At 73.0% G+C, this 24,569-nt stretch carries 25 protein-coding genes; 19 read left to right on the top strand and 6 right to left on the bottom strand.

The window, feature by feature from the left end:
• Positions 1 to 6 precede the first annotated feature (6 nt).
• Genes mgrA through ACQP6G_RS14005 form a run of 3 tightly spaced genes read left to right on the top strand, consistent with a single transcriptional unit; the run spans position 7 to position 2,719 of the window.
• Positions 7 to 1,068 carry an L-glyceraldehyde 3-phosphate reductase gene (gene mgrA, locus ACQP6G_RS14015; protein WP_429765066.1) on the top strand — a complete coding sequence of 354 codons (1,062 nt, stop codon included), beginning with the start codon at positions 7 to 9 and terminating at the stop codon, positions 1,066 to 1,068.
• A gap of 38 nt (positions 1,069 to 1,106) precedes the next feature.
• Positions 1,107 to 2,081, top strand: coding sequence for a PfkB family carbohydrate kinase (locus tag ACQP6G_RS14010; RefSeq protein WP_429765064.1), 975 nt, complete (start codon positions 1,107 to 1,109; stop codon positions 2,079 to 2,081).
• Positions 2,078 to 2,719 carry a nucleoside/nucleotide kinase family protein gene (locus ACQP6G_RS14005; protein ID WP_429765063.1) on the top strand — a complete coding sequence of 214 codons (642 nt, stop codon included), beginning with the start codon at positions 2,078 to 2,080 and terminating at the stop codon, positions 2,717 to 2,719. Before ACQP6G_RS14010 ends, ACQP6G_RS14005 begins: the two co-directional genes overlap by 4 nt.
• Positions 2,720 to 2,784: 65 nt before the next feature.
• On the opposite strand, the gene ACQP6G_RS14000 is transcribed toward ACQP6G_RS14005, so the two are convergent.
• Together ACQP6G_RS14000 and ACQP6G_RS13995 are read right to left on the bottom strand one after the other, a co-directional pair.
• Positions 2,785 to 5,409: a P-loop NTPase gene (locus ACQP6G_RS14000; protein WP_429765061.1), complete on the bottom strand. Its 2,625-nt coding sequence runs from the start codon at positions 5,407 to 5,409 to the stop codon at positions 2,785 to 2,787.
• A 239-nt stretch (positions 5,410 to 5,648) separates the two neighbouring features.
• Positions 5,649 to 6,122 carry an Lrp/AsnC family transcriptional regulator gene (locus ACQP6G_RS13995; protein ID WP_429765060.1) on the bottom strand — a complete coding sequence of 158 codons (474 nt, stop codon included), beginning with the start codon at positions 6,120 to 6,122 and terminating at the stop codon, positions 5,649 to 5,651.
• 140 nt (positions 6,123 to 6,262) lie between these two features.
• On the opposite strand from ACQP6G_RS13995, the gene ACQP6G_RS13990 reads away from it, so the two are divergent.
• From ACQP6G_RS13990 to ACQP6G_RS13940, 11 genes are all read left to right on the top strand, one after another.
• The gene (locus tag ACQP6G_RS13990) at positions 6,263 to 7,609 is read left to right on the top strand and encodes a thiamine pyrophosphate-dependent dehydrogenase E1 component subunit alpha (RefSeq protein WP_429765058.1); all 1,347 of its coding nucleotides are present in this window, start codon (positions 6,263 to 6,265) and stop codon (positions 7,607 to 7,609) included.
• Positions 7,606 to 8,631: an alpha-ketoacid dehydrogenase subunit beta gene (locus ACQP6G_RS13985; RefSeq protein ID WP_429765057.1), complete on the top strand. Its 1,026-nt coding sequence runs from the start codon at positions 7,606 to 7,608 to the stop codon at positions 8,629 to 8,631. The genes ACQP6G_RS13990 and ACQP6G_RS13985 overlap by 4 nt, the downstream gene beginning before the upstream one ends.
• Positions 8,628 to 10,040, top strand: a complete 1,413-nt coding sequence (locus ACQP6G_RS13980; RefSeq protein ID WP_429765055.1) for a dihydrolipoamide acetyltransferase family protein — start codon at positions 8,628 to 8,630, stop codon at positions 10,038 to 10,040. Before ACQP6G_RS13985 ends, ACQP6G_RS13980 begins: the two co-directional genes overlap by 4 nt.
• A complete protein-coding gene (locus ACQP6G_RS13975; protein ID WP_429765053.1) occupies positions 10,037 to 11,671 on the top strand; it encodes a carboxyl transferase domain-containing protein in 1,635 nt (544 codons plus the stop codon). Before ACQP6G_RS13980 ends, ACQP6G_RS13975 begins: the two co-directional genes overlap by 4 nt.
• A gap of 5 nt (positions 11,672 to 11,676) precedes the next feature.
• A complete protein-coding gene (locus ACQP6G_RS13970; RefSeq protein WP_429765051.1) occupies positions 11,677 to 13,935 on the top strand; it encodes an ATP-binding protein in 2,259 nt (752 codons plus the stop codon).
• Positions 13,932 to 15,119, top strand: a complete 1,188-nt coding sequence (locus ACQP6G_RS13965) for an acyl-CoA dehydrogenase family protein (RefSeq protein WP_429765049.1) — start codon at positions 13,932 to 13,934, stop codon at positions 15,117 to 15,119. The genes ACQP6G_RS13970 and ACQP6G_RS13965 overlap by 4 nt, the downstream gene beginning before the upstream one ends.
• Positions 15,120 to 15,200: 81 nt before the next feature.
• Positions 15,201 to 15,719 carry a MaoC family dehydratase gene (locus ACQP6G_RS13960; protein WP_429765048.1) on the top strand — a complete coding sequence of 173 codons (519 nt, stop codon included), beginning with the start codon at positions 15,201 to 15,203 and terminating at the stop codon, positions 15,717 to 15,719.
• Positions 15,716 to 16,708, top strand: a complete 993-nt coding sequence (locus ACQP6G_RS13955) for an HpcH/HpaI aldolase/citrate lyase family protein (protein ID WP_429765046.1) — start codon at positions 15,716 to 15,718, stop codon at positions 16,706 to 16,708. Before ACQP6G_RS13960 ends, ACQP6G_RS13955 begins: the two co-directional genes overlap by 4 nt.
• Positions 16,705 to 17,463 carry a CoA transferase subunit A gene (locus ACQP6G_RS13950; RefSeq protein WP_429765044.1) on the top strand — a complete coding sequence of 253 codons (759 nt, stop codon included), beginning with the start codon at positions 16,705 to 16,707 and terminating at the stop codon, positions 17,461 to 17,463. The genes ACQP6G_RS13955 and ACQP6G_RS13950 overlap by 4 nt, the downstream gene beginning before the upstream one ends.
• Entirely contained in the window at positions 17,460 to 18,176 is a 717-nt protein-coding gene (locus ACQP6G_RS13945; protein WP_429765042.1) for a CoA transferase subunit B, read from the top strand. Before ACQP6G_RS13950 ends, ACQP6G_RS13945 begins: the two co-directional genes overlap by 4 nt.
• The gene (locus ACQP6G_RS13940; RefSeq protein WP_429765040.1) at positions 18,173 to 19,348 is read left to right on the top strand and encodes an acetyl-CoA C-acyltransferase; all 1,176 of its coding nucleotides are present in this window, start codon (positions 18,173 to 18,175) and stop codon (positions 19,346 to 19,348) included. Before ACQP6G_RS13945 ends, ACQP6G_RS13940 begins: the two co-directional genes overlap by 4 nt.
• A gap of 19 nt (positions 19,349 to 19,367) precedes the next feature.
• Here ACQP6G_RS13940 and ACQP6G_RS13935 read toward each other — a convergent pair whose 3' ends face one another.
• Positions 19,368 to 19,808: an anthrone oxygenase family protein gene (locus ACQP6G_RS13935; protein WP_429765039.1), complete on the bottom strand. Its 441-nt coding sequence runs from the start codon at positions 19,806 to 19,808 to the stop codon at positions 19,368 to 19,370.
• A gap of 91 nt (positions 19,809 to 19,899) precedes the next feature.
• Between ACQP6G_RS13935 and ACQP6G_RS13930 the strand changes: the two genes are divergently transcribed.
• From ACQP6G_RS13930 to ACQP6G_RS13915, 4 genes are all read left to right on the top strand, one after another.
• Positions 19,900 to 20,487, top strand: a complete 588-nt coding sequence (locus ACQP6G_RS13930; RefSeq protein WP_429765037.1) for a TetR/AcrR family transcriptional regulator — start codon at positions 19,900 to 19,902, stop codon at positions 20,485 to 20,487.
• A 69-nt stretch (positions 20,488 to 20,556) separates the two neighbouring features.
• Positions 20,557 to 21,276, top strand: a complete 720-nt coding sequence (locus tag ACQP6G_RS13925; RefSeq protein WP_429765035.1) for a ThuA domain-containing protein — start codon at positions 20,557 to 20,559, stop codon at positions 21,274 to 21,276.
• Between the two features lie 4 nt (positions 21,277 to 21,280).
• Positions 21,281 to 21,478, top strand: a complete 198-nt coding sequence (locus tag ACQP6G_RS13920; protein WP_429765033.1) for a hypothetical protein — start codon at positions 21,281 to 21,283, stop codon at positions 21,476 to 21,478.
• Between the two features lie 32 nt (positions 21,479 to 21,510).
• Entirely contained in the window at positions 21,511 to 21,897 is a 387-nt protein-coding gene (locus ACQP6G_RS13915; RefSeq protein WP_429765031.1) for a VOC family protein, read from the top strand.
• Positions 21,898 to 21,953: 56 nt separating this feature from the next.
• Here the strand turns inward: ACQP6G_RS13915 and ACQP6G_RS13910 are convergent, their stop codons facing one another.
• The 3 genes from ACQP6G_RS13910 to ACQP6G_RS13900 are packed head-to-tail and all read right to left on the bottom strand — an operon-like array spanning position 21,954 to position 23,666.
• Positions 21,954 to 22,625, bottom strand: coding sequence for an AIM24 family protein (locus ACQP6G_RS13910; RefSeq protein ID WP_429765029.1), 672 nt, complete (start codon positions 22,623 to 22,625; stop codon positions 21,954 to 21,956).
• A 16-nt stretch (positions 22,626 to 22,641) separates the two neighbouring features.
• Positions 22,642 to 23,292 carry an NUDIX domain-containing protein gene (locus ACQP6G_RS13905; RefSeq protein WP_429765027.1) on the bottom strand — a complete coding sequence of 217 codons (651 nt, stop codon included), beginning with the start codon at positions 23,290 to 23,292 and terminating at the stop codon, positions 22,642 to 22,644.
• Positions 23,289 to 23,666: a DUF4406 domain-containing protein gene (locus ACQP6G_RS13900; RefSeq protein WP_429765026.1), complete on the bottom strand. Its 378-nt coding sequence runs from the start codon at positions 23,664 to 23,666 to the stop codon at positions 23,289 to 23,291. Before ACQP6G_RS13900 ends, ACQP6G_RS13905 begins: the two co-directional genes overlap by 4 nt.
• A gap of 51 nt (positions 23,667 to 23,717) precedes the next feature.
• Here ACQP6G_RS13900 and ACQP6G_RS13895 point away from each other — a divergent pair, with 51 nt between their 5' ends.
• The gene (locus ACQP6G_RS13895) at positions 23,718 to 24,476 is read left to right on the top strand and encodes a DeoR/GlpR family DNA-binding transcription regulator (RefSeq protein ID WP_429765024.1); all 759 of its coding nucleotides are present in this window, start codon (positions 23,718 to 23,720) and stop codon (positions 24,474 to 24,476) included.
• Positions 24,477 to 24,569 lie beyond the last annotated feature (93 nt).

Raw genomic sequence — 24,569 nt, 5'->3', positions numbered from 1 at the left:
GGGGCCATGCCTCTCGCACCTCGGTACCTGGCCGACGACGCCCGCTACGAGTCGATGACCTACCGCCGCACCGGTCGCTCCGGCCTGGACCTGCCCGCCCTGTCGCTGGGCCTGTGGCACAACTTCGGCGACGTGAACCCGTTCGACACCCAGCGCGCCATCCTGCGCCGGGCGTTCGACCTGGGCATCACCCACTTCGACCTGGCCAACAACTACGGCCCGCCGTACGGCTCGGCGGAGGAGAACTTCGGCCGCCACCTGGCCAAGGACCTCGCGCCGTACCGCGACGAGCTCGTCATCTCCACGAAGGCGGGCTACGACATGTGGCCAGGCCCGTACGGCGACCACGGCTCCCGCAAGTACCTGCTCGCCTCGCTCGACCAGTCCCTGACGCGGATGGGCCTGGACCACGTCGACGTCTTCTACCACCACCGGCCCGACCCCTCGACGCCGCTGGAGGAGACGATGGGCGCGCTCGCGTCCGCCGTCCAGCAGGGCAAGGCGACGTACGTCGGCGTCTCCAACTACTCGCCGTCGCGCACGCGCGAGGCCGCGCAGGTGCTCGCCGACCTGGGTGTGCCGCTGCTCATCCACCAGCCCAGCTACTCGATGTTCAACCGGCACGTGGAGATCGCCGACCGTGACGACGCCTACGACGGACACCAGAGCGAGTCGCTGCTCGACGTCGTCGAGGACCTCGGCGTCGGCACGATCGTCTTCTCCCCGCTGGCGCAGGGCCTGCTCACCGGGCGCTACCTGGGCGGGTCGGCGCCGGAGGGTTCGCGCGCCGCACGCAGCGACTCGCCGTTCCTGTCGTCGTCGAACCTCACGGACACCTACCTCGACCGGGCGCGGGCGCTGAACGCCGTCGCCGAGGGCCGTGGCCAGACGCTCGCACAGCTCGCCCTGTCGTGGGTGCTGCGCGACGCGCGCGTGACGTCGGCGCTCATCGGCGCCTCGTCCGTGGCGCAGCTCGAGGACAACGTGGCCGCGCTGTCCGCGCCGGCGCTCACCGACGACGAGATCGCCGCCATCGAGCCGCACGCCGTGGACGGCACCGGCCGCTGACCCGCGGTCGGCGCTCATAGGCCAGAAGGGAGCGGTCGATGGTGGTCTGCTGGTTCGTCGGGCTGACGACGCTCGACGTCGTGCACCGGGCGTCGGGACGGCCGGGCGCGAACGAGAAGGTGACCGCGTCGCGGCAGGACGTCGCCGCCGGCGGCCCGGCGGCCAACGCCGCCGTCACGGCGGCCGCCCTCGAGACGCACGCGATCCTCGTCAGCGCGCTCGGCGCCGGGCCGATCGCCCAGGCGGTGCGGGCCGACCTCGACGACCGCGAGGTGCAGGTGCACGACGTCGCGGGCCCGGACGAGGAGTTCCCGCTCGCCGTCTCGGCGGTCCTCGTCGACGCCGCGACGGGCGAGCGGTCGGTGGTCTCGCCCGACGCCTCGCTCGTCGAGGTGCCCGCGCCGCGGCCGGACGCGCTCGCGGGCCTGCCGCGGCCGGACGTCGTCCTCTTCGACGGCCATCACCCCGAGATCGCCCGGGCCGTGCTCGCGCACGTCGACGTCCTGCGGCCCCGGCCGCTGATCGTGGTGGACGGCGGCCGGTGGCGGCCCGTGTTCGCCGACCTGCTGCCCGCCGCGGACGTCGCGGCCCTCAGCGCCGACTTCACCGTCCCGCGGGACGTCGCGCCCGGCGCGACCGACGCGGCGCACGGCGCGCTGGTGCTCGGTGTGGGAGCCGCCGTGGTCACGCACGGCAGCGACCCGGTGACCTGGGCCCTGCCGCGCCGGCGCGACGACGGCGCCGTCGAGGTCGGTGAGCGCGGCACCGTGCCCGTCCCGACGGTCGACGTGCAGGACACCCTCGGCGCGGGCGACGCGTTCCACGGCGCGCTGGCCGTGGCCCTCGCCCGCGGGGAAGGGCTGGCGGACGCCTGCGCCGCCGCGGTGCGCGTCGCGAGCGTGCGCGTGCGAAAGGTCGGGCCGCGGGCCTGGCTCGCCCATCTCCCCGAGCTGTCAGAGCCGCACGGGGGTCTGGACCGACCGGGGTCTGACAGCTCGCGGGACGAGGGGTGACGGCGGTCGCGGCGACGACGGCGGAGCTCGTCGCGCGGGCGCGACGGCTGGCGGTGCCGGGGGAGCGGCGGATCCTGGGGATCGTCGGTGCGCCGGGGGCGGGGAAGTCGACGCTCGCTCGCGCGGTCGTCGCCGGGCTCGGGCCGGCGCTCGCTGTCGAGGTCGGGATGGACGGCTACCACCTGTCGAACGCCGTCCTGGCGGACCTCGGCCGGCGGGAGCGCAAGGGCGCGATCGACACGTTCGACGACGCCGGATACGCGGCGCTGGTCGCCCGCCTCGCCGACGCGCGGCCCGGCGACCCGCCCGTCTTCGCGCCGGTCTTCCGGCGCGAGATCGAGGAGCCCGTCGCCGCGGGGGTGGCCGTGGCGTCCGACGTGCCGCTGGTCGTGACGGAGGGGAACTACCTGCTCGCGCCGACCGGCGCATGGCCTGCCGCCCGGGCCCGCATGGCCGAGGTCTGGTACCTCGACGCGCCCGACGACGTCCGCCTCGCCCGGCTGGAGGAGCGCCACCACGCCTTCGGCAAGAGCCGCGACGACGCCCGCCGCTGGGCGCGCGGCTCGGACCAGGTCAACGCCGAGCTGATCCGGGCGACGCGCGACCGCGCCGACGTCGTCGTCCGCTGGTCGATCTGACATTTCGGTTAGGCCCTGCCGCCTACCGCAATTGCGCTGGAAGACTCGCCTAGGAAGGCTGCTCATTATCCTTCGCGGCGTGCTGCTCGAGCGGGACTGTCGGCGAGTCTGCCCAAGTCGCCCAGTCGAAGCGTGCCATTTACCGGGACCGAAAGGCCAAGGCTTGATATTGCAGCTCGCGCGAATGGATTAACTTCGAGGCAGAACTCGGAACAGAGTTTCGAAGACGATTGATCCTTCAAGACGTCCAGTTGGCTGCTCCGTACAAGAGGTCCCGTGAACCTGCTCGATACATCCTGACCGGATATTCGAGTCAGTAGGAGATGCGAGATCTCGACAACAGGTCCCACTGCTGCGGCGTTCTGCGACCGAATTCCATCGGCAGCGCGGGCAACAGACCCGAGCGCATATTCGCAACGGGCGCGGTCGAGGTAATACCCGCACTCGTCGTCAAGCGCCAGCGCGGCAACTCCAAGCGCGCTCTGAAATTGACTATTTGCGATAAGGACATTCGCGTACTCATTAAGGAACACCCGGAGCGCCGAAGAATAGTCCTCGAACTCACCAGCATGCTCCGCCACTCGTTGCGCGTACACGAGGGCGTCGGCGGCTCGCGTACGCCTGAGGACGCTAATCCTGGTGATCCGAGGCTCGAGCAGAGTGTGGGCCCCTTTGACCGCACCTGAGGCAGCGTGGTCGGATTCGTCGCCTTCAAGTTCTCTTGAGATGAGATATGCACGATTGTAATGATCGCGGCCAACGCCAGGGTGCAGCCGCAATTCTCCGCCGATGCGGCCCACGATTCCCGCAATACGCTTCAACTCACCCCTCTCGCGCAGAACATCTACTGCGACCCGCGCAATTGCAGGATGGCGCGCATAGATCTGATCGCCAGCAAACGAAATCGCCGCCTCCTTTCCGAGCGCGGAGAGTACCCGCTGATCTGTTGCGAGCCGGCCCTGCCCTGCCATCGCCGCAAGCATCACCCTGCTCGTACCCAATCCACTTCGCGCCCCAGCGTCATATGTGACCTGAATCAGGCAGATCGCGCCGAAGATATCGCTCAGGCTCTGCGCAGGTGCGTCGTCGATCTTGGCCGCGCTCAACTTGTCAATCAAATCCTCGACGCGTTGGCGGAGCAATGGCCCATAACGTACCTCAAGAATAGCCCCGAATAGAGACGACGATCCGCCACTGAGCCCTGGTTCGGCGGCCTCAAGAAGTTCCGTGGCAACGCTCGTCACTGCGTTCTCAGAACTGCCCGCGTCGACGAGATTCTTGGCCACATAAGCCGCGGCAAGCGCCTCGGCGTCCTCTTTGGTGAGGCCGCTGAACACGGTAACGTCGGCGTTCTCGAAGCGATGGCCGCCTTGGGACCACCAAAGGCGATCATGACTTGCCAGGCAGAAAATGACACCTGGCTGTCCGAGTCGCGCCTCTTCTGTCGCGAGCAACTGTGGCAAGACCAGGTCGGCCTCATCAACGAATACTGCGACATTTCCGTAGCGAGATTGCACCTCTTCGATCCAACGACCGTCGATCATCGGTGCTGCGGCATCCCGCCAGAACACTGCCCAGTCGGGGTTGGAGCTGGCAACCGCGACCGCTGCTTGACGGAGAGCCATCGACTTCCCCTCTCCGACTGGTCCAATCGCTGCCACGGTCCCACCAGACTCCTTATCGATTCGGCGGAGTACGTGGCTAGTGAACTCTTCCGCTGCATTGAGCACCGGCCAGCTTCCAGGACTTGCGTCGGCCCAAGTCGGCTCGCCGCCATCGGCAAATTCGACAGCGGGCGTTGCGCGGGGTTTTTGGGTCCCTTGAATTCGAAGGTAGCCGTAAGGGCTTGGTGCGGGCGTCTCATCCTCAAATTCTGCTGCTTCGATTCCATCGAACAATGTTGTCGCGTCGATTCCCAGGTATAGATTGAAACCGGGATTGCCTGCCATTGATGCGATGGCCGGAATGTTCTGTGCTTCTGCAACGTTATTGGAGTAGGTCGCCCAGCAGATCTCCGACTCATAGAGATCACGCTCGATCACTCGCTCGTTAAGTGCCCTCGTGAAGGAGTCGTTCCATCCACCATATCCCAAAACTAACACCGTGGAGTTCGTCAGAAGTTGCCGTAGTAGGCCCCGAACGGTTGGTTGTGGGCGGCTGAGTTGCGCAACTGTATTCGACAGCGATCCTTCGGTCCAATACCCATGGAGGTGTAGCACTGGCACGCCGGTCTGATATTTCAGGTGGTCGAGTGTGGGGGCGTTGTCGAGCGATACCGGTATGGAATCGGCGCCGAGGCCGACACGGCGCAGGGCCATCTCAATGAAAGGGTCGAAGTTTGTGGTTACGATCGGACCCCGTATGTCGCCCGGGAGGCTTGCGTAGAATTTTGCGAGTTCCAAATGAGCCCGGGGAATGGTCCAGTTGCCCTCTAGTTCAAGCTGGCGGCATGCATTTGGCCCTGGAAGATCTGTCGCAAGGCCAGAGTTTCGCGTGTAGTCGTCGCAAGCTCGCAGGACGGCACGCCGGATTGTTTTCGCGACCGCATCGTCGCCCATCCTGAGCTTGACGAATGTCGCCGCTTGCCGGTACTTCTCACCGGCGTCCACAGCCGGTGCCAACCTTCGATCAAAGTCGCGACGTTGCGCTAACGGCAGGGCTTCTTTCATGAGATCGATCAGTTCGCTCACATTCGGTAGAACACCGTTGCTAAGTCCGGAACCCACGAGCGGTATAAAACGCCGGCTTTGGTGTTCGACCACGCTAAGTCGAGCGCGAAGGTCCTCGAGGTCGCCGTGTTCCAGGTGTGGCATAGCGTTAGATTGTCGTCGAGTCGGGTGCAGGACGCCAGGCCAGAGGTAGCGTGCCAGCCTGCTTAGTTCGTCGGCAGCGGGTGATTTTCCAGTTCATGCCGTGGTTGCGAAGGCGGTCAGAGTGCGCGCCGCGCCGCCTCGATGAGGGGCCGGATGCGGTACGGGATCAGCTCGCCCATAGACAGCGACGTCTCGGTGCGCTCGACGCCGTCGATGGCGAGGATGGCGGCGTCGATGCGGAACAGGTGGTCGGTGTCCCGGCACACGACGTGCACGCGGAGGTCGGCGGCGCCGCTGTGCCCGTACGCCTGGACGACCTCCGGGATCTCCGCCAGCCGGTCGACGATGGCGGGCAGCTCGCGCTGGCGCACGGTGACCTCGAGGAACGCCGTCAGCGGGTGGCCCAGGGCAGCGGGGTTGATGCGGCGGTCGAAGTCGAGGAAGGCGCCCGACTCCTCGAGCCGGGTCAGCCGCGCGTGCACGGTGTTCCGGGACAGGCGCAGGCGCTCCGCGAGGGCGGCGACGGTGGCCCGCGGGTCGTCGGCGAGGGCCGTCAGGAGGCTCAGGTCCACGGCGTCGTAGCTGCGCACATCGACCAGCCTAACGGCGTCGGCCTGAGCACTCTGCTCAACGTGTCGTGGGGTGCTGGTCGCACTCTGTGAGCGGCGTTACGTTCGCGGTATCCGGCGCTCGACGCGGAGCGGCCGGCGACACGCGAGGTGAGGCGACGATGCCCAGCACCATGGGTTCGACGTCCCGCGACGACCTGTCACGAGCGGGTGCAGCGCGGGCGGAGACGGCGTCCGGTACGACGGACGGAACGACGACGGACGGAACGACGACAGACGGCACGAACGGCAGCACGAACCCGGGCACGACGGCGGCCGGCACGGCGAGCACGGCGCGGCCGGGCGACATCCCGCTGCGCCTGCTCGACGAGAAGGGCGTGCGGCACCCCGACCCGGCGCTCGACCGCTGGCTGACGGACGTCGACGCGGGCACGGGGGACGCCCGGGCGGCGCTGCTGGCGCTGTACGAGGAGATGGTCGTGGCCCGGCGCATCGACGCCGAGGCGACGGCGCTGCAGCGGCAGGGCGAGCTCGCGCTGTGGCCGCCGCTGCAGGGCCAGGAGGCCGCCCAGGTGGGCTCGGCCGCCGCCCTGCGCACCGACGACTTCGTGTTCTCCAGCTACCGGGAGCACGCCGTCGCCCGCAAGCGCGGCGTCGCCCCCGTGGACCTGCTGCGCGTGTGGCGCGGCATCACGGCGTCGGGCTGGGACCCGTACGCGGTGAACATGGCGACGCCGCAGGTCATCATCGGAGCGCAGGCGCTGCACGGCGTGGGCTACGCGCTGGGGATCCAGGCGGACGTCGAGCGCGGCGTCGTCGAGCCGCGCCAGGACGGGACGGACGACGACGGCACGGCCGCCGTCGTGGCGTACGTCGGCGACGGCGCGATGAGCCAGGGCGACGTCAACGAGGCGTTCGTCTTCGCGGCGACGTGGCAGGTGCCGCTGGTGCTGTTCTGCCAGAACAACCAGTGGGCGATCTCCGAGCCGGTGACGCTGCAGTCGGGCGTGCCGCTGGTGCGCCGGGCGGACGGCTTCGGCGTCCCGGGCGTGCGCGTGGACGGCAACGACGTGCTCGCCGTCCTCGCCGTGACGCGCGAGGCGCTGCACCGGGCGCGCACCGGCGGAGGCCCGACGTTCGTCGAGGCCGTGACGTACCGGATGGGCCCGCACACCACCGCCGACGACCCCACCCGCTATCGCGACGCGTCCGAGCTGGACGCCTGGGCCGAGCGCGACCCGGTCGCGCGGCTCGCGGCGTACCTGCGGGCCGGTGGCCTGCTCACCGACGACGACGAGGCGCGGGTGCGCGCGGCGGCCGACGCCGTCGCCGCCGAGCTGCGGGCCGGCGTCGTCGCCCTCGAGGACCCGCCGCCGCTGAGCGTCTTCGACCACGTGTACGCCGAGCCGCACGTGACCGTGGCGGCCGAGCGGGCTGAGCACGCGGCGTACCTGGCGGGCTTCGCCGACGCCGACACCACGACGAGCGGCGAGGGGGCCGACCGATGACCACCCAGACCCTGACCCTCGCCAAGTCGCTCGGCGCCGGGCTGCGTCGCGCGATGACCGACGACCCGACCGTCATGGTGCTCGGCGAGGACATCGGCCGCCTCGGCGGCGTGTACCGCGTGACCGACGGGCTGCAGGCGGAGTTCGGCCCCCGCCGCGTAGTGGACACGCCGCTCGCGGAGTCCGGCATCCTCGGCACCGCCGTCGGCCTCGCGTACCGCGGCTACCGGCCCGTGGTGGAGATCCAGTTCGACGGCTTCGTCTACGTGGCGTTCGACCAGATCGTCAGCCAGCTCGCCAAGATGCACGCCCGCACGAACGGCAAGGTGAAGCTGCCCGTGACGATCCGCATCCCCGTGGCCGGCGGCATCGGCGCCGCCGAGCACCACTCCGAGTCGCCGGAGGCGTACTTCGTGCACACGGCCGGGCTGCGCGTGGTGTCGGTGTCGAACCCGCAGGACGCGTCGACCGTGCTGCGCCAGGCGATCGCCTGCGACGACCCGGTCGTGTTCTTCGAGCCCAAGCGGCTGTACCACGTCAAGGGCGAGGTGGACGCGGACCTGCCGCTCGACGACGCGCCGCCGATGGGCACCGCGCGGGTGGTCCGGCCGGGCGACGACGTCACGCTCGTGACGTTCGGCTCGCACGTCGCGACGGCGCTCGACGCCGCCACCGCGGCGTCCGACGAGGGCGTCTCGGTCGAGGTGATCGACCTGCGCTCGCTGTCCCCCGTCGACCACGACACGATCGCGGCGTCCGTGCGGCGCACCGGGCGGCTCGTCGTGCTGCACGAGGGGCCGCGGCAGGCCGGCGTCGGCGCCGAGATCGCGACGTCGGTCACCGAGCGCTGCTTCGACTTCCTCGAGGCGCCGCCCGCCCGCGTCACCGGCTACGACATCCCGTACCCGCCCGCGAAGCTCGAGGGCAACCAGGTGCCCGACCTCGACCGCGTGCTCGTCGCCGTCGACCGCGTGCTCGGCCGGGTGCCGGCGTCGGGCGCCGGCGTGGAGGTGGGAGCGTGACGGCGACGCGCGAGTTCAAGCTGCCCGACCTCGGCGAGGGGCTGACCGAGTCCGAGGTCGTCGAGTGGCGCGTGGCCGTGGGCGACGCCGTCGAGCTCAACCAGGTGATCGCGGAGGTGGAGACCGCCAAGGCGCTGGTCGAGCTGCCGTCGCCGTGCGCCGGGGTCGTGCGGGTGCTGCACGCCGAGGAGGGGCAGACCGTCGAGGTCGGCGAGCCGCTGGTCACCTTCGACCTGTCAGGACCAGGTGCACCAGAACCTGCTCCTGGTCCTGACAACTCTGCGGGTTCGGCGGGGGAGGACAGCCCGGAGCCGAACCTCGTCGGGTACGGCGCGCGCCCCGCGCGCACGGGACGCCCGGCGCGACGACGGCGCCGGGACGCCCCGGTCGCCGTCCCGGCTCCCGCCGCGGCGGCGGCCCCGGCCCCGACAGCTTCCGCGAACGGCGTCGCGTCGTCCCCGTCGCCGGACGGGCGGGGGGAGCGGCCGCGGTCGACGCCGGTCGTGCGGGCGCTGGCGCGGCAGCACGGGATCGACCTCGCCACCATCACGGGCACGGGCCCGCACGGCCGCGTCACGCGCGACGACGTCGAGGCGGCGTCGTCGGGCACCGCGGGCCCGGTGGCACAGGGCCCGACGTCGGCCCCCGCGAGGACGGCGGACGGCGAGACACGCACCCCGGTGCGCAGCGTCCGCAGGCGCACGGCCGCGGCGATGGTCGCGAGCGCGGCGGCGCCGCAGGCGTCGGTGTTCCTCACCGTGGACGTCACGGCGAGCATGGAGCTGCTGGCCCGGCTCAAGACGCACCCGATGGCGGGCGGTCAGCGGATCACGGTGCTCGCGCTGGTGGCGCGCGCCGTCCTCGCGCTGCTGCCGCAGCACCCGTCGCTCACGAGCCGCTGGGTCGACCTGCCGGGCGGCGAGGCGGAGATCGTCCGGCCCGCGCACGTGAACCTCGGCATCGCCGTCGCGACGGACCGCGGGCTGGTCGTGCCGCACGTCCCCGCCGCGGACACGCTGTCGCTCACCGGGTTGGCCGCCGCCCTGACGGACCTCACGACGACGGCGCGGGCCGGCCGGACCACGCCCGAGCGGCTGATGAACGGGACGCTGACCATCACGAACATCGGCGTTTTCGGGGTGGACTCGGGCACGCCGATCCTCAACCCGGGCGAGCCCGCGATCCTCGGCCTCGGCCAGGTGGCGCGCCGGCCGTGGGAGCACGACGGCGAGGTCGCGCTGCGGCAGGTGACGACGCTCAGCCTCACGTTCGACCACCGCGTGGTGGACGGCGAGCAGGGCGCCCGCTTCCTCGCCGAGCTGGGGGCGGTGCTCGCCGACCCGGCGCTCGCCGTGCTGCTGGGCGGGGACACCCCCGTCCCGGCCCCCGAGGGAGAGGAGCCCGCGTGACCGTCCTCGACTCCGCCGTCGACCCCCGCGCCGACGCGGCCCGCGCCAACGACGAGGCGCAGCGGGCGCTCGCGGACCGGCTCCGCGAGCGCACCGCCGTCGCCGCGGAGGGTGGCACCCGGCGCGCCCGCGACCAGCACGTCTCGCGCGGCAAGCTGCTGCCACGGGACCGCGTGGCACGGCTCCTCGACGAGGGCAGCCCGTTCCTCGAGGTGGCGCCGCTCGCGGCGTTCGGCGTGGACGACGGGGCCTGGCCGGGCGCGGGCGTCATCGCCGGCGTCGGGCTGGTGAGCGGGCGGCAGGTGATGGTGGTCTGCAACGACGCGACCGTCAAGGGCGGCACCTACCACCCGCTCACCGTGAAGAAGCACCTGCGGGCGCAGGAGATCGCGCTGGAGAACCGGCTGCCGTGCGTCTACCTCGTGGACTCGGGCGGCGCGTTCCTCCCCCGGCAGGACGAGGTGTTCCCCGACCGCGACCACTTCGGGCGGATCTTCTACCACCAGGCGAGGCTGTCGGCGGCGCGCGTCCCGCAGATCTCGGCCGTGCTGGGCTCGTGCACCGCGGGCGGAGCGTACGTGCCGGCGATGAGCGACGAGACCGTCATCGTGCGCGACCAGGGCACGATCTTCCTGGGCGGCCCGCCGCTGGTGAAGGCCGCGATCGGCGAGGACGTCACGGCCGAGGAACTGGGCGGCGGGGAGCTGCACGCGCGGCGGTCCGGCGTCGTCGACCACCTCGCCGAGGACGACGAGCACGCGCTCGACCTGGTGCGCGACATCGTGAGCACGCTGCCGCCGGACCCGGAGCCCGCGTGGGACGTCGCGCCCTCCCGGGAGCCCGTCGTCGACCCGCAGGGCCTGTACGCGGCCGTGCCGGTGGACGTGCAGCAGCCCTACGACCCGCGCGAGGTGATCGCCCGGATCGTCGACGGGAGCGAGCTGCACGAGTTCAAGCCGGAGTACGGCACGACACTCGTCACGGGGTTCGCGCGGATCCACGGCCACCCGGTGGGGGTGCTGGCCAACGCGGGCGTGCTGTTCCGCGAGTCGGCGCTCAAGGGCGCGCACTTCGTGGAGCTGTGCGACCAACGCGGCGTCCCGCTGCTGTTCCTGCAGAACATCTCCGGGTTCATGGTGGGCCGCGACGCGGAGGCGGGCGGCATCGCCAAGGACGGCGCCAAGATGGTCACCGCCGTCGCGACGACCCGCGTGCCGAAGCTGACCGTCATCGTGGGCGGCTCGTTCGGCGCCGGGAACTACGCGATGTGCGGGCGGGCGTACTCGCCGCGCTTCCTGTGGTCGTGGCCCGGCTCCCGCATCTCGGTGATGGGCGGCGCGCAGGCGTCGTCCGTGCTCGCGACCGTGAAGCGAGACCAGCTCGCCCGCCGCGGCGAGGAGTGGGACGCGGGCGAGGAGGAGTCCTTCCGCGCCGAGATCCGCGAGGGCTACGAGGTGGCCGGCGACCCGTACCACGCGACGTCGCGCCTGTGGGACGACGGCATCGTCGACCCGCCCGACACCCGCCGCGTGCTGGGCCTCGCGCTGGGCGTGTGCGCCCGCACCCCGCTGCCCGGCGGCTCCCCGACCGCCCCCGACGACGAGCCCCGCTTCGGGCTCTTCCGGATGTGAGGGCGATGGGTACCCGAGAGCTCTCGACCGTCCTCGTCGCCAACCGCGGCGAGATCGCGTGCCGCGTGATCGGCACCCTGCGGCGGCTGGGGATCCGGTCCGTGGCCGTGTACTCCGACGCCGACGCGGACGCCCGGCACGTGCGGGAGGCCGACGTGGCCGTCCGCCTCGGCCCGGCACCGGCCGCGCAGAGCTACCTCGACATCGAGGCGGTCGTGGCGGCGGCCGTCGCCACGGGCGCCGACGCGATCCACCCCGGCTACGGCTTCCTGTCCGAGAACCCCGCCCTGGCGCGGGCGTGCGAGCGCGCCGGCGTCGTCTTCGTCGGGCCGTCGGTCGAGGCGCTCGAGACCATGGCGGACAAGGCCGCGGCCAAGCGCCTCGTCGCGTCCCACGAGGTGCCCGTGCTGCCCGGCACGCTCGACGACGGGCTCGACGACGCGGCGCTCGTCGCGGCGTCGGACGGCGTCGGGTTCCCCCTGCTCGTCAAGCCCGTCGCGGGCGGCGGCGGCAAGGGCATGGAGGTCGTGCGAGCGGCGGACGAGCTGCCGGGCGCGTTGGCGTCGGCCCGGCGGGTCGCCGCGGCGTCGTTCGGGCACGACGGGCTCCTGCTCGAGCGGCTCGTCGAGCGCCCGCGGCACATCGAGGTGCAGGTGCTGGCCGACACGCACGGCGCCGTCGTGCACCTGGGCGAGCGCGAGTGCACGCTGCAGCGCCGCCACCAGAAGGTGGTGGAGGAGGCGCCGTCGCCCGCCGTCGACGACGCGACCCGGGCCCGGCTCGGGGAGGCGGCCTGCGCGGTGGCGCGGTCGGTGGGGTACGTCGGCGCGGGGACCGTCGAGTTCCTCGTGCCCGGCGACGACCCCGGCGCGTTCTGGTTCATCGAGATGAACACCCGCCTGCAGGTGGAGCACCCCGTGACCGAGCTGGTCACCGGGCTCGACCTGGTGGAGCAGCAGCTGCGCGTCGCGGCGGGCGAGCCGCTCGGCCTCGCACAGGGCGACGTCCGGCTGGACGGGCACGCCGTGGAAGCCCGCCTGTACGCCGAGCAGCCCGCGCGGGGGTTCCTGCCCGCCGCCGGGCGGGTGCTCGCCTACGACGACGCCGGCGTCCCCGCCGGCCCGGGGGCCGTTCCCCTGCGGCTGGACAGCGGCCTGCTGGCGGGCGCCGCGGTGACCGGCGACTACGACCCGATGCTCGCGAAGGCCGTGGCCTGGGCGCCCACCCGCGCCGAGGCGATCTCGCGGCTCGACGGCCTGCTGGCCGACGTCGTCGTGCTGGGCGTCGAGACCAACGCCGGCTTCCTGCGCGACCTGCTCGCCGACGACGACGTGCGCGCCGGCCGCCTCGACACCGGCCTCATCGACCGCTTCGTCGCCGAGCGGTCCGACGCGCGGCACGCCCCCGACAACGTGTCAGACGCTCGGGTTGCCCCGGTGGCGCGGACGCCTGACGGGTCGCTGGTCGCGGCGGCGCTGCTCGCCGTCGACACCGGCGCCCCCGCGGCGACCGGCCCGTGGGCCGCCTCCGACGGCTGGCGGCTCAACGGCGCGCCCGTGCCGCGCCGCGCGGTGCTCGTCGACGCGGCGGGCGCGGAGCACGCCGTCGCCGTCATCGGGACACCCCACGACGCCGTCGTCACCGTCGACGACGACGAGCCGGTGCGCGCCTCCTTGCGCACCAGGGACGACCCGGTCCGCGGACGCCACCTGCTCACCGTCGACGGCGTCACGCGCACCCTGGTCACCGCTGTGAGCGGGAGACGCGCCCACGGCACGCCGGGCGACGGGTCCGAACGCCCGCTCACAGCGGCGCCGGCGGTGGTGTGGACGCACCTCGACGGGCGGACGTCGTCGTGCACGGTGCTCGACCGGGCGGCGCTGGCCGCACGACGGCGGGCGGAGCGCGCGCTCGGCGACGACGGCGCGGCGGGCGGAGCGACCCGCGCACCGGTGCGCGTCGCGATGCCCGGCACGGTGTCCGCCGTGCCCGTCGTGGACGGCGACGTCGTCGTCGCCGGCCAGCCCGTCGTCGTCGTCGAGGCGATGAAGATGGAGCACCCGCTGCTCGCGCCGATCGGCGGCGTCGTGCGCCTCGACGTGCGCGCCGGCGACCAGGTGCGCCTCGACCAGGTGGTCGCCGTCGTCGATCCGACCGCCGAACAGCCTGTCGACCCACCCGTCGACACCCCCGAAGACCACGCTCCCGCGCCGGCAGACCCCGCCGTGGCGGCAGCACACTCCGACACCCGAGGAGCGTCATGATCAGCGAGACCCAGTCCACCGTGCTCAGCGACGAGCAGCGGAAGCTCAGCGCCGTGGTGCGCGAGTTCGCGGACCAGGTGGTGGCGCCTGCTGCCTACCGGTACGACACCGAGCGGCGCCTGCCGGTCGAGATCATCGAGCAGATGGGCGAGCTGGGGCTGTTCGGCCTGCCGTTCCCGGTGGACGTGGGCGGGCAGGGGAAGGACTACGTGTCCCTGTGCCTCGCGGTCGAGGCGCTCGCGCGGGTGGACCAGTCGATCGCGGTGACGCTCGAGGCGGGTGTCGGGCTGGGCATCATGCCGATCTTCCGGCACGGCACGGACGAGCAGAAGCAGCGCTGGCTGCCCGACCTGGTCAGCGGCCGCGCGCTCGCCGCCTTCGGCCTCACGGAGGCGGGGGCGGGGTCGGACGCCGGCGCCACGCGCACCACGGCGCGCCGGGACGAGGCCACGGGCGAGTGGGTGATCGACGGCTCCAAGCAGTTCATCACCAACTCCGGCACGCCGATCACCAGCGTCATCACCGTCACCGCGGTGACCGGGACACGCACCGGCGCGGACGGCGCGACCCATCCCGAGCTGTCGTCGTTCCTCGTGCCGTCCGGCACGCCCGGCCTCACGGTGGAGCCCAGCTACGACAAGGTCGGCTGGCACACCTCCGACACCCACCCGCTGACGCTCGACGGGGTCCGCGTCCCCGCCGGGAACCTGCTCGGCGAGCAGGGCCGTGGGTACGCGAACTTCCTGCGCGCGCTCGACGAGGGCCGGATCGCCTTCGCCGCCCTCGCGACGGGCGCCGCGCAGGGCTGCCTCGAGGAGGCCCTGCGCTACGCGAAGGAGCGCGAGGTCTTCGGCCACGCGATCGGCGGCAACCAGCACATCGCGTTCACGCTGGCCCGCATGCAGGCGCGCGTGCACTCGGCCCGCCTGTGCTGGCTGGACGCCGCGCTCAAGCAGGTGCACGGCAAGCCGTTCAAGGCGGAAGCGTCCGTCGCGAAGCTCGTGGGCGGGGAGGCCGCGATGGCGAACGCCCGCGACGCGTCGCAGATCTTCGGCGGCTACGGCTTCCTCAACGAGAACGCGGTGGCCCGGCACTACCGGGACTCCAAGATCCTCGAGGTGGGCGAGGGCACCACGGAGGTGCAGCTCATGATCATCGCCCGCGACCTGGGGCTGGCGTCGTGACCGCCGACCATGCAGCTGCGCACCGTCAGACGGCTCAGAACGTGCGCAGCTGCCTGCTCGGCACGGACGAGGGAGGGCGCGATGCGTGACGAGGTGCAGCGCGGGCTGTACTACGACGAGCTGGACCCGGACGTGCGGTACGTGCACCGGCCGGGCCGCACGATGACGGAGGCGGACGACGTGCTGTTCACGTCCGTCACGATGAACCCGCAGGGGCTGCACCTGGACGCGGCGTGGGCGGCGACGCAGCCGTTCGGACGCCCCCTGGTGAACTCGATGCTCACGCTGGCCACGCTGGTGGGGCTGTCGGTGGCGCACCTGACGCGCGGGACGCTCGTGGCGAACCTCGGCTTCACGGAGGTGGCGTTCCCGCACCCGATGTTCCACGGCGACACGCTGTACGGGGAGACGACGGTCGTCGACCGGCGGCTGTCGCGCTCGCGCCCCGGCACGGGCGTCGTGACCGTCGAGCACGTGGGCCGCAACCAGGACGGCGAGGTCGTGGCGAAGGCGGGGCGGACGATGCTGATGTGGACGCGCGAGGGCCACGAGGAGCACGAGCACAAGAACGCCAGCGAGCACGGCGGGGGCGTGCTGTGAACCCCGCCCCGTTCACGCTCGGGCCGGCGCTCCTGTTCTGCCCGGCCGACCGGCCCGACCGGTTCGCCAAGGCCCTGGACCGCGCCGACGCGGCGATCCTCGACCTCGAGGACGCCGTCGCGCCCGGGCGCAAGGAGGCGGCCCGCGCCGCGCTGGTGGACACGGTGCTGGACCCGGAACGGGTGATCGTGCGCGTCAACGCGGTCGGCACCCCCGAGCACGACGCCGACCTCGCCGCCCTGGCCCGCACGCCGTACCGCACGGTGATGCTGCCGAAGGCGGACGGCCGGTTCGTCGGCCCGCTGCTCGCGCCGGACGGCGGCCCGTACGCCGTCGTCGCGCTGTGCGAGACGGCGGCGGGAGTGCTCGCCGCGCCCGCCCTGGCCGCGCGGCCCGACGTCGTCGCGCTCGCGTGGGGCGCGGAGGACCTGGTGGCGTCGCTGCACGGCACCTCGAGCCGGTTCGTCGACGGCGGCTACCGCGACGTCGCGCGGCACGCCCGGTCGGCGGTGCTGCTCGCGGCCGGCGCGGCGGGCAAGGCCGCGATCGACGCCGTGCACCTCGAGCTCGACGACCTCGCGGGCCTGCGGGCCGAGGCGCAGGACGCCGCGGCCAGCGGGTTCGTCGCGTCGCTGTGCGTGCACCCGAGCCACGTCGCCGTCGTGCGCGCCGCGTTCGCGCCGTCCGAGGCCGAGGTGGAGCGGGCACGCGAGGTGCTCGCCGCGGCGTCCGGCCGGGCGGAGGCGCTCGCGGGCATCGCGGGTGAGCACGCCGGTGAGCACGCCGGTGAGCACGCCGGTGAGCACGGACGGCGCGTGTCGGCCGACTCCGGCGTGCTCACCGTCGGCGGCCGGATGGTCGACGCGCCGCTGCTGCGGCACGCCGAGGCGGTGCTGCGCAGGTCCGAGCAGGCGGAGCAGGGCGCGCAAGGCACTCCCGACGGCCCCGCCGTCGGACGTACGGTCGAGGAGAACGGGGGACGACGATGACGGTGTCGAGGACGGTGGACCGGCTGCAGCCCAGCGCCGTGGCCGCGCTGGACGGCCTGCTGCACGACGGCATGACCATCGCCGTCGGCGGGTTCGGCCTGAGCGGCAACCCGAACGACCTCATCGAGGCGGTGCGCGACTCCGGGGTGAAGGACCTGACGGTCGTGTCCAACAACATGGGCGTGGACGGCAAGGGGCTCGGCATCCTGCTGGAGAACGACCAGGTGCGGCGGGTGCTGTCGTCGTACGTGGGGGAGAACAAGCTGTTCGCGCAGCAGTACCTGGACGGTGCGCTCGAGGTGGAGTTCGTGCCGCAGGGCACGCTTGCCGAGCGGCTGCGCGCGGGCGGCGCGGGCATCCCCGCGTTCTACACGCCCACCGGGGTGGGCACGCCCGTCGCCGAGGGGAAGCCGGTCGACGAGATCGACGGCCGGCGGTACGTGCTGGAGCGCGCCATCGTGGCGGACCTGTCGCTGGTGCACGCGCGTCGTGCGGACCGGTTCGGCAACCTCGTCTACCGGTACACGGCGCGCAACTTCAACCCGGTGATCGCGACGGCCGGGCGGGTCACCGTGGTCGAGGCGGAGGAGATCACCGACGAGCCGATCGACCCGGACGTCGTCGTGACGCCGGGGATCTACACGCACCGACTGGTGCTCGCGCGCGAGCGGGTCAAGGACATCGAGCAGCGCACGGTGCGCCCCGCACCGGCGAGCAGCGTGGCCGACACGACGACGGCGGGAGGTGCGGCATGACCTGGACGCGCGACGAGATGGCCGCCGTGGCCGCCGCCGAGCTGCAGGACGGCGACTACGTCAACCTCGGCATCGGCATCCCGACGCTGGTGGCGAACCACCTGCCGCCCGGCGTGGGGATCACGCTGCAGAGCGAGAACGGGCTGCTCGGCATCGGGCCGTTCCCGGTCGAGGGCACCGAGGACGCGGACCTCATCAACGCGGGCAAGCAGACGGTCACCGCGGTGCCCGGCGCGAGCTTCTTCGACGCCGCCGACTCGTTCGCCATGATCCGCGGCGGCCACATCGACATCGCGATCCTGGGCGCGCTGCAGGTGTCCGCCACCGGCGACCTGGCGAGCTGGACCGTGCCCGGCAAGCTCGTCAAGGGCATGGGCGGCGCGATGGACCTCGTCGTCGGGGCGCGGCGCATCGTCGCGCTCATGGACCACGTGGCCCGCGACGGGTCGCCCAAGCTGCGTCGGCGCTGCACGCTGCCGCTCACGGGGGAGGGCGTCGTCGACCGGATCGTCACCGACCGGGCCGTGCTCGACGTGACCGACCACGGCCTCGAGGCCGCGTTCGTGCTGCGGCGGCTGGCGCCGGGCGTGACCGTCGACGAGGTGCGCGAGGCGACCGAGGCGGAGCTGGTCGTGGAGCTGGAGGACGATCCGGAGGACGACGCCGGGACGGGCGACGGCTCGGCCGCGGCGGTGGAGGAGGGACGACGATGACCGTGATCGCGGGATACCGGCGGACGCCGTTCGTGCGCTCGAACGGGGCGTTCGCGTCCGTGCCGGCGACGACGCTGGGCGCGCACGCGCTGGCGGCGGCGCTCGCGGCGGCGGGCGTGGAGCCGGGGGAGGTGGACGTCGTCGTCGGCGGGCAGGTGCTGCAGGGCGGCGCGGGGCAGAACCCGGCCCGGCAGGCGGGTGTCGGCGCGGGAGTGCCGATGACCGTGCCGGCCGTGACGCTCAACGCCGTCTGCCTGTCCGGGGCGGAGGCGGTGGTGCAGGCGCACCGGCTGATCTCGGGCGGCGAGGCGACGATCGTCGCGGTGGTCGGGATGGAGTCGATGACGCTGGCCCCGCACGCCTGGGTCGGCTCGCGCGCCGGGAAGAAGTTCGGCCCGGTCGAGCTGATCGACACGATGGCGCACGACGGGCTCACCGACGCCTTCGAGCACGACTCGATGGGGCTGAGCACCGAGCGGCACGGCGAGGCGATGGCCGCCGCGGCCTGGAACACGCGCGAGGCGCAGGACGCGCTGGCCGTCGCGTCGCACACGCGGGCCGCCAAGGCGGCCGACCTGCTGGCGGAGGAGATCGCGCCCTACGACGTCCCCGGCCGGCGCGGCACCGTGCGGGTGGAGGCCGACGACGGCGTGCGCCCGGACTCCACGCTCGACGGTCTCGGCCGGCTGCGGCCGGCGTTCCGGGAGGACGGCACCATCACGGCCGGCAACGCGTCGCAGATCTCCGACGGCGCGGCGGCCCTGGTGCTCGTGGCGGACCACGTCGCGGAGGCACGCGGGCTGTCCGGTGTCCGCGTGCGCTCCCACGCGCTCGTCGCGGGGCCCGACGTCGGCCTGCACGCGCAGCCGGCGAACGCGATCGCCGCCGCCTGCGAGCGGGCGGGCCTGTCCCCGCGCGACCTCGGCGCCCTCGAGATCAACGAGGCGTTCGCGGCGGTCGTTCTCGCGTCGGTGGACAGGCTCGGCCTCGACCCGGAGCTGGTGAACGCGCACGGCGGCGCCATCGCGCTGGGGCACCCGATCGGGGCGTCCGGCGCGCGCGTGGTGGGGCACCTCGCCCGGCGGCTGGAGCTGCTCGGGCCCGGCTCGGTGGGCGCCGCCGCGCTGTGCGGCGGCGGGGGCCAGGGGTCCGCGGTGCTCCTGGAGGCCTGAGGCGCGCGGACGGTGGCCGTCACCGGGCGGCGGCCACCGTCACCAGGACGAACGCCGCGACGATCACCGCGAGGCGCACCAGGTGCAGCCGGTCCCAGCGCGTGGCCTGCTCGCGGTGGTCGGCGGGGGCGGTCTCGGCGGTCCAGGTCTTGGCCCGGTCGTTGATCGGCACCAGCAGGGTGACGGACAGGACGACGCTGACGAGCAGCAGGCCGACGGCGGCCCAGGCCACGACCGCGGCATCGGGGACGACCAGCGCGGTGCCGGCGACCAGCAGAGTCGAGCCGATGTACCAGAAGGGCATGAGGCGCCCCAGCATCCGGCCGCCGTGGGCACGGGCGAGGATCCCCGCGCCGTCGGGCAGGCTGTCGAAGATCGGGTTCATCACGAACGCGACGGACAGCTCCACCCCCACCATCAGCCCGGTGACGACGACGGCGACGATCGGCAACCACTCCATGGCCCTGCTCCGTTCCGTGGGCTAGCGCCGCTAGATCTAGCAGCGCTAGAGAACATATCAGCAATCGTCTAGCAGTGCTAGAGTCGCCGGCATGACGACCGCTGCCGCTGCACGACGAGCCCGCCAGGTCGCCGAGCGCCGGGACCGCATCGTGGCCGCCGCCCGCGCGCTCGCCGAGGAGCAGGGGTGGGAGGCCGTGACGACCCGGCGGCTCGCGGACGCGATCGAGTACAGCCAGCCGGTGCTCTACGGGCACTTCCCGCAGGGGCGCACGGAGATCGTCACCGCGGTCGCCCTGGCAGGGTTCGAGGAGCTGGCGGGCGTCCTCTCGTCCGCGACGTCCGGGCAGACAGGGACGGACGCCGCGCGGGTGCGCGGGCTGGTGACGGCGTACCTGGACTTCGCCGCGCGGCACCCCGCGACCTACGACGCGATGTTCCTCCTGCCCGTGCTGGTCCCGTTCGCCTCGGACGACACGCCGGAGACCCTCCGCGCGGGCTTCGCGGCGATCGAGGGGGCGCTGACGGGGCTCGAGGCGCCGCCCTCCGACCCGGCGACCGCGGCCGAGGTGCTGTGGGGCGCCGTGCACGGCCTCGTCGCGCTGCACCGGGCGGGGCGTCTGTCGGCCGGCAACGACGACCGTCGGGTCGACGCGCTCGTGCGGCTCGTCGTCGGCTGACCCGGCGGCGCGATCGATCCCGATCGTTCGGTGGTCCCCGGCGGGTCCCGACCGGCAGGATGGGGCGTCGTGACGACGACGCGCGACTCCCGACCTCCCCGCATCCTGATCCTCGCCGGCCGCGGCCGCCACGAGGACCCCTGGCACGACCACGCGGCGACGTCGCACCGGCTGGCGCTGGTGCTCTCCGGGCTGGACCCGGACGGCGGCGCCCCCGACGTCGTCGTCCGCTCGACGTTCCCCGACGCCCTCGACGACCTGGACGACATCGACCTGCTCGTCGTCAACGCCGGCACGCCGTGGCCGGGGCTCCGGGAGGCCGGCATCGGCCCCGACGACGCGGCCTGGGCGCCGTTCCACGCGCGCCTCGACGCGTGGGCGCGCGCCGGCGGACGGATCCTCGCGGTGCACCAGGCGGCGAACGCGTTCGGCGACCACCCGGAGTGGGAGGAGGTGCTCGGTGGCCGGTGGGTGCCAGGGGAGTCGATGCACCCGCCGCTGGGTCCCACCACGGTGCCGCTGGCCGTGGGGGCGCACGCGATCACGGAGGGGATCGGGGCCGTCGAGGTGGTCGACGAGCGGTACTGCCACCTGCGCGTGGCGCCGTCGTCGCAGGTGCTGGGCTGGGTGATCGGCGACGACGGGGAGCGGCACCCCGCCGTGTGGGTCGCCGACGCGCACGGCGGCCGCACCGTGTACAGCGGGCTGGGGCACGACGTCCGCGCCTACGACTCGCCGTCCCACGCCGAGCTCCTGCGCCGCGCCGCGACGTGGCTCCTGGAGGGTTGAGGCGGTGCGAGTCGTCCTCGTCGCTGCGCTGTTCGTGACCCTTGCGGGCGCGTCGGTCTCCGTGATCGAGGCGCTCGCGCCCGACCTCTCTCCGTTCGGCCGGTTCCTGGTCGATGTGCCGATCTTCATGGGCGGCGGGTGGGCCGTCCGGGCTGCCGCGGAGCGCCGTCGTCGAGAGCGCGCACGCGACCGGATATCTTGACGTCGAGATACTTTCGGAGACGAGGAGACGACATGCGGCTGCATCACGTGCAGGTGGCCTGCCCGCCGGGCGGCGAAGACGCGGCACGCGCGTTCTACGGCGCCGGGCTCGGCCTGACCGAGGTGGCGAAGCCGCCGGAGCTGGCGGGACGCGGCGGCTGCTGGTTCCGGGGGGTCGACGCGAGGGGCGCCGTCGTCGCGGAGATCCACGTCGGCGTGGAGGACCCGTTCGTCCCGGCGCGCAAGGCGCACCCGGCCCTGGTGGTGGACGACGTCGCCGCGCTCGACGCGACGGCGGACCGGCTGGAGGATGCGGGCTTCGCCGTCGACCGCTCCGAGCGGACGACCTTCGCGGGGTACCTGAGGTTCCACACCCGCGACGGCGCGGGCAACCGCGTCGAGGTGCTCGCGCCCGCCTGACGTCGGTCCCAGGCGTGCCGGGACGCGCCAACGGCCGGGCGCCGCCGCGACCGGCGTCAGTTCTGGTTCGGCAGCGGGTGGCCCTCGGACGCCTGCACGACGACGATGCCCTGGCCGGTGAGCCCGAGCTGGTACGCCTCGCCCGAGCCGCGGCCGATGGCGGCGCCGAGCTTCGCCGTCTTGCGCACGGTGCTGGTGAGGGTCGTGGACCAGAGCACCACGCTCTGCATGTCGACGTAGGTGGGCTCGTCGACCTCGAGCACCACGGGGGTGCCGTAGGCGGTGACGGCGAGCGCGCCGGAGCCGGTGAACGTGGTGTTGAACAGCCCGCCGCTGAGCACCGACGCGCCCTGCACGCGGTTGATGTCCCAGGTCAGCGAGCTCTCGAACGCGAGGATGTTGCTGCCCGAGACGGTGACGCTCTCGTTCTCCAGGTACAGCACGAACACCTCGTCGGCGTCCTGGGCGAGGAAGACGTCGCCGCTGCCGGACACCTTCATCAGGGACATGCCCTCGCCGGTGAACGCCTTCTTGAAGAGCTTGGTCATGCCGCCCGCGCCCTCGTAGGCGAAGTCGACGTCGCCCTGGTAGGCGACCATCGACCCCTGCTTGGCGTAGAAGAACCCACCGGAGCCGGCGAGGTCGACCTTGAGCATCCGCGGGTTGACGAGCTGGAAGCTGCCGGGCTCGCCCTGCGGCTCGGTGTGGTGGAAGAGGCTGCTGCGCATGGTGCACATCCTGTCGTCAGCCCCGCAGTGCCCACCACTGGAGCAGCATGATGGTCTTGCCGTCGACGATGCGGCCGTCGCGGACCATGGCCAGGGCGTCGTCGCGGTGGAGCTCGACGGCCTCGATGTCCTCGCCCTCGTGGGCGACCCCGCCGCCGGGTCCGACACGGTCGCCCGGCGTGTAGGGCGCGGCGTAGAAGTGGACCTTCTCCGTGACGGAGCCGGGGCTCATGTACGCGGTGAAGACATGCGCGACCGGGCCGACGGCGACACCGAGCTCCTCGGCCACCTCGCGGCGGATCGCGGTCTCGGGGTCGTCGTCGTCGAGCAGGCCCGCGGCCGTCTCGATCAGCATCCCGTCCGGGTGGTCGTTGACATACGCCGGGAACCGGAACTGGCGGGTGAGCAGCACGGTGGACCGCGCGTCGTCGTGCAGCAGGATCGTGGCGCCGTCCCCGCGGTCGTAGGTCTCCCGCTCGAGGGTGCGCCAGCTCCCGTCACGCCGGCGATGGTCGAACGTCGTGCGGCGCAGCACGTGCCAGCCCCGGGAGGTGAGCTCGACGTCGCGCACGACCACGTCCGGGTTGCGGCGCAGGTCCCGTCCGGCCCGGTCGAGGCCGGTCCGGCCGCGGTGGTCGGGGACGTCGACGCCGGGAAGGCCGCTCACCGGTCGGCGTCCGCGAGACGCGGCACGTCGGCGACGTCGTAGTAGACGGGGAGGCCCCGGCTCTCGGCGATCGCGACGTCCTGGTCGGCCCCGGTCGACTCGCCGGGCAGCCGGAGCACGGCGTCGCAGTGCTGCAGCAGCCGCTGCGCCGTCGGGTAGAGCACGTCGTCCGCGAGGTCGTCGTCCAGCGTGGCGCCGGCCGAGCGCAGCACCGGCAGCGCCACCCACTCGCCGACCACGGGGACGTGCCCGGCGGCGAAGACGGGCCAGGCGGCCTCCTCGAGCCGGCGCAGGTTGGCCTCCATCGCGGCGGGGTCGCCGTCGGTGCCGGAACGGTAGGGGCCGGCGACGAGGATGAGCAGTGGTCGGGTCATGCCCGTAGACTAGACACAAACATGCAGGACTACGAAGAAACGAGAAACGCGATGCTCGCTGCCGAGAGGCGTGACCACCTCCTCGAGACCCTCCGTCGCGACGGCAAGGTCGTGGCCAAGACGGCTGCGGCGGAGCTCGGCCTGTCGGAGGACAGCATCCGGCGCGACCTGCGCGAGCTGGCGGCCGAGGGGCTGTGCCAGCGCGTCTACGGAGGCGCGCTGCCGGTGTCCCCGGCGGTCGTCGACTACGCCGGCCGGCAGCGGGTCGAGGTGGCGGGCAAGGAGCGCGTCGCCGCGGCGGCGGTGCGGCTGATCGACCCGGGGAGCACGGTGATCCTCGACGGCGGGACGACGGCGCTCGCGGTGGCACGGGCGCTCCCGCCGGACCTGGGGTGCACCGTGGTCACGCACAGCCCGACCGTGGCGACGGCGCTGGTCGAGCACCCCGTGGCCGAGGTCTTCGTCCTCGGCGGCCGGCTCTTCAAGCACTCCGCGGTGGCGAGCGGCGCGGCCGCGGTCGAGGCCGCGCAGCGGATCTCCGCCGACGTCTTCCTCCTCGGGGTCACGGGCATCCACCCCGACGCCGGGCTCACCACCGGCGACCCGGACGAGGCCGCCATGAAGCGGGCGCTGGCCGGCCGCGCCGCGGAGACCTTCGTGCTGGGCTCGTCGGAGAAGGTCGGGGCCGCGTCGCCGTTCGAGGTGATCGGGTTCGACGCCGTCGCGGGCGTCGTCACGGACGCCGACCCGGGCTCCGACGTCATGGCCAGGTTGGCAGAGCTCGTCCGCGTCGTCGGCGTGGACGCATGACCGGGCCGGGCACGAACGTGCACGACCGTGCGCCGCTGGAGTATCGGGGACTCATCGACGTCCTGCCCGGGTGACGGCGCCGCGAGACGCGCC

It is taken from the genome of Isoptericola nanjingensis (genome assembly GCF_050311635.1).
GTDB lineage: Bacteria > Actinomycetota > Actinomycetes > Actinomycetales > Cellulomonadaceae > Isoptericola > Isoptericola nanjingensis.
Note: the sequence above shows the minus strand (reverse complement) of the source record. Positions and strands in the feature narration are given on the sequence as shown.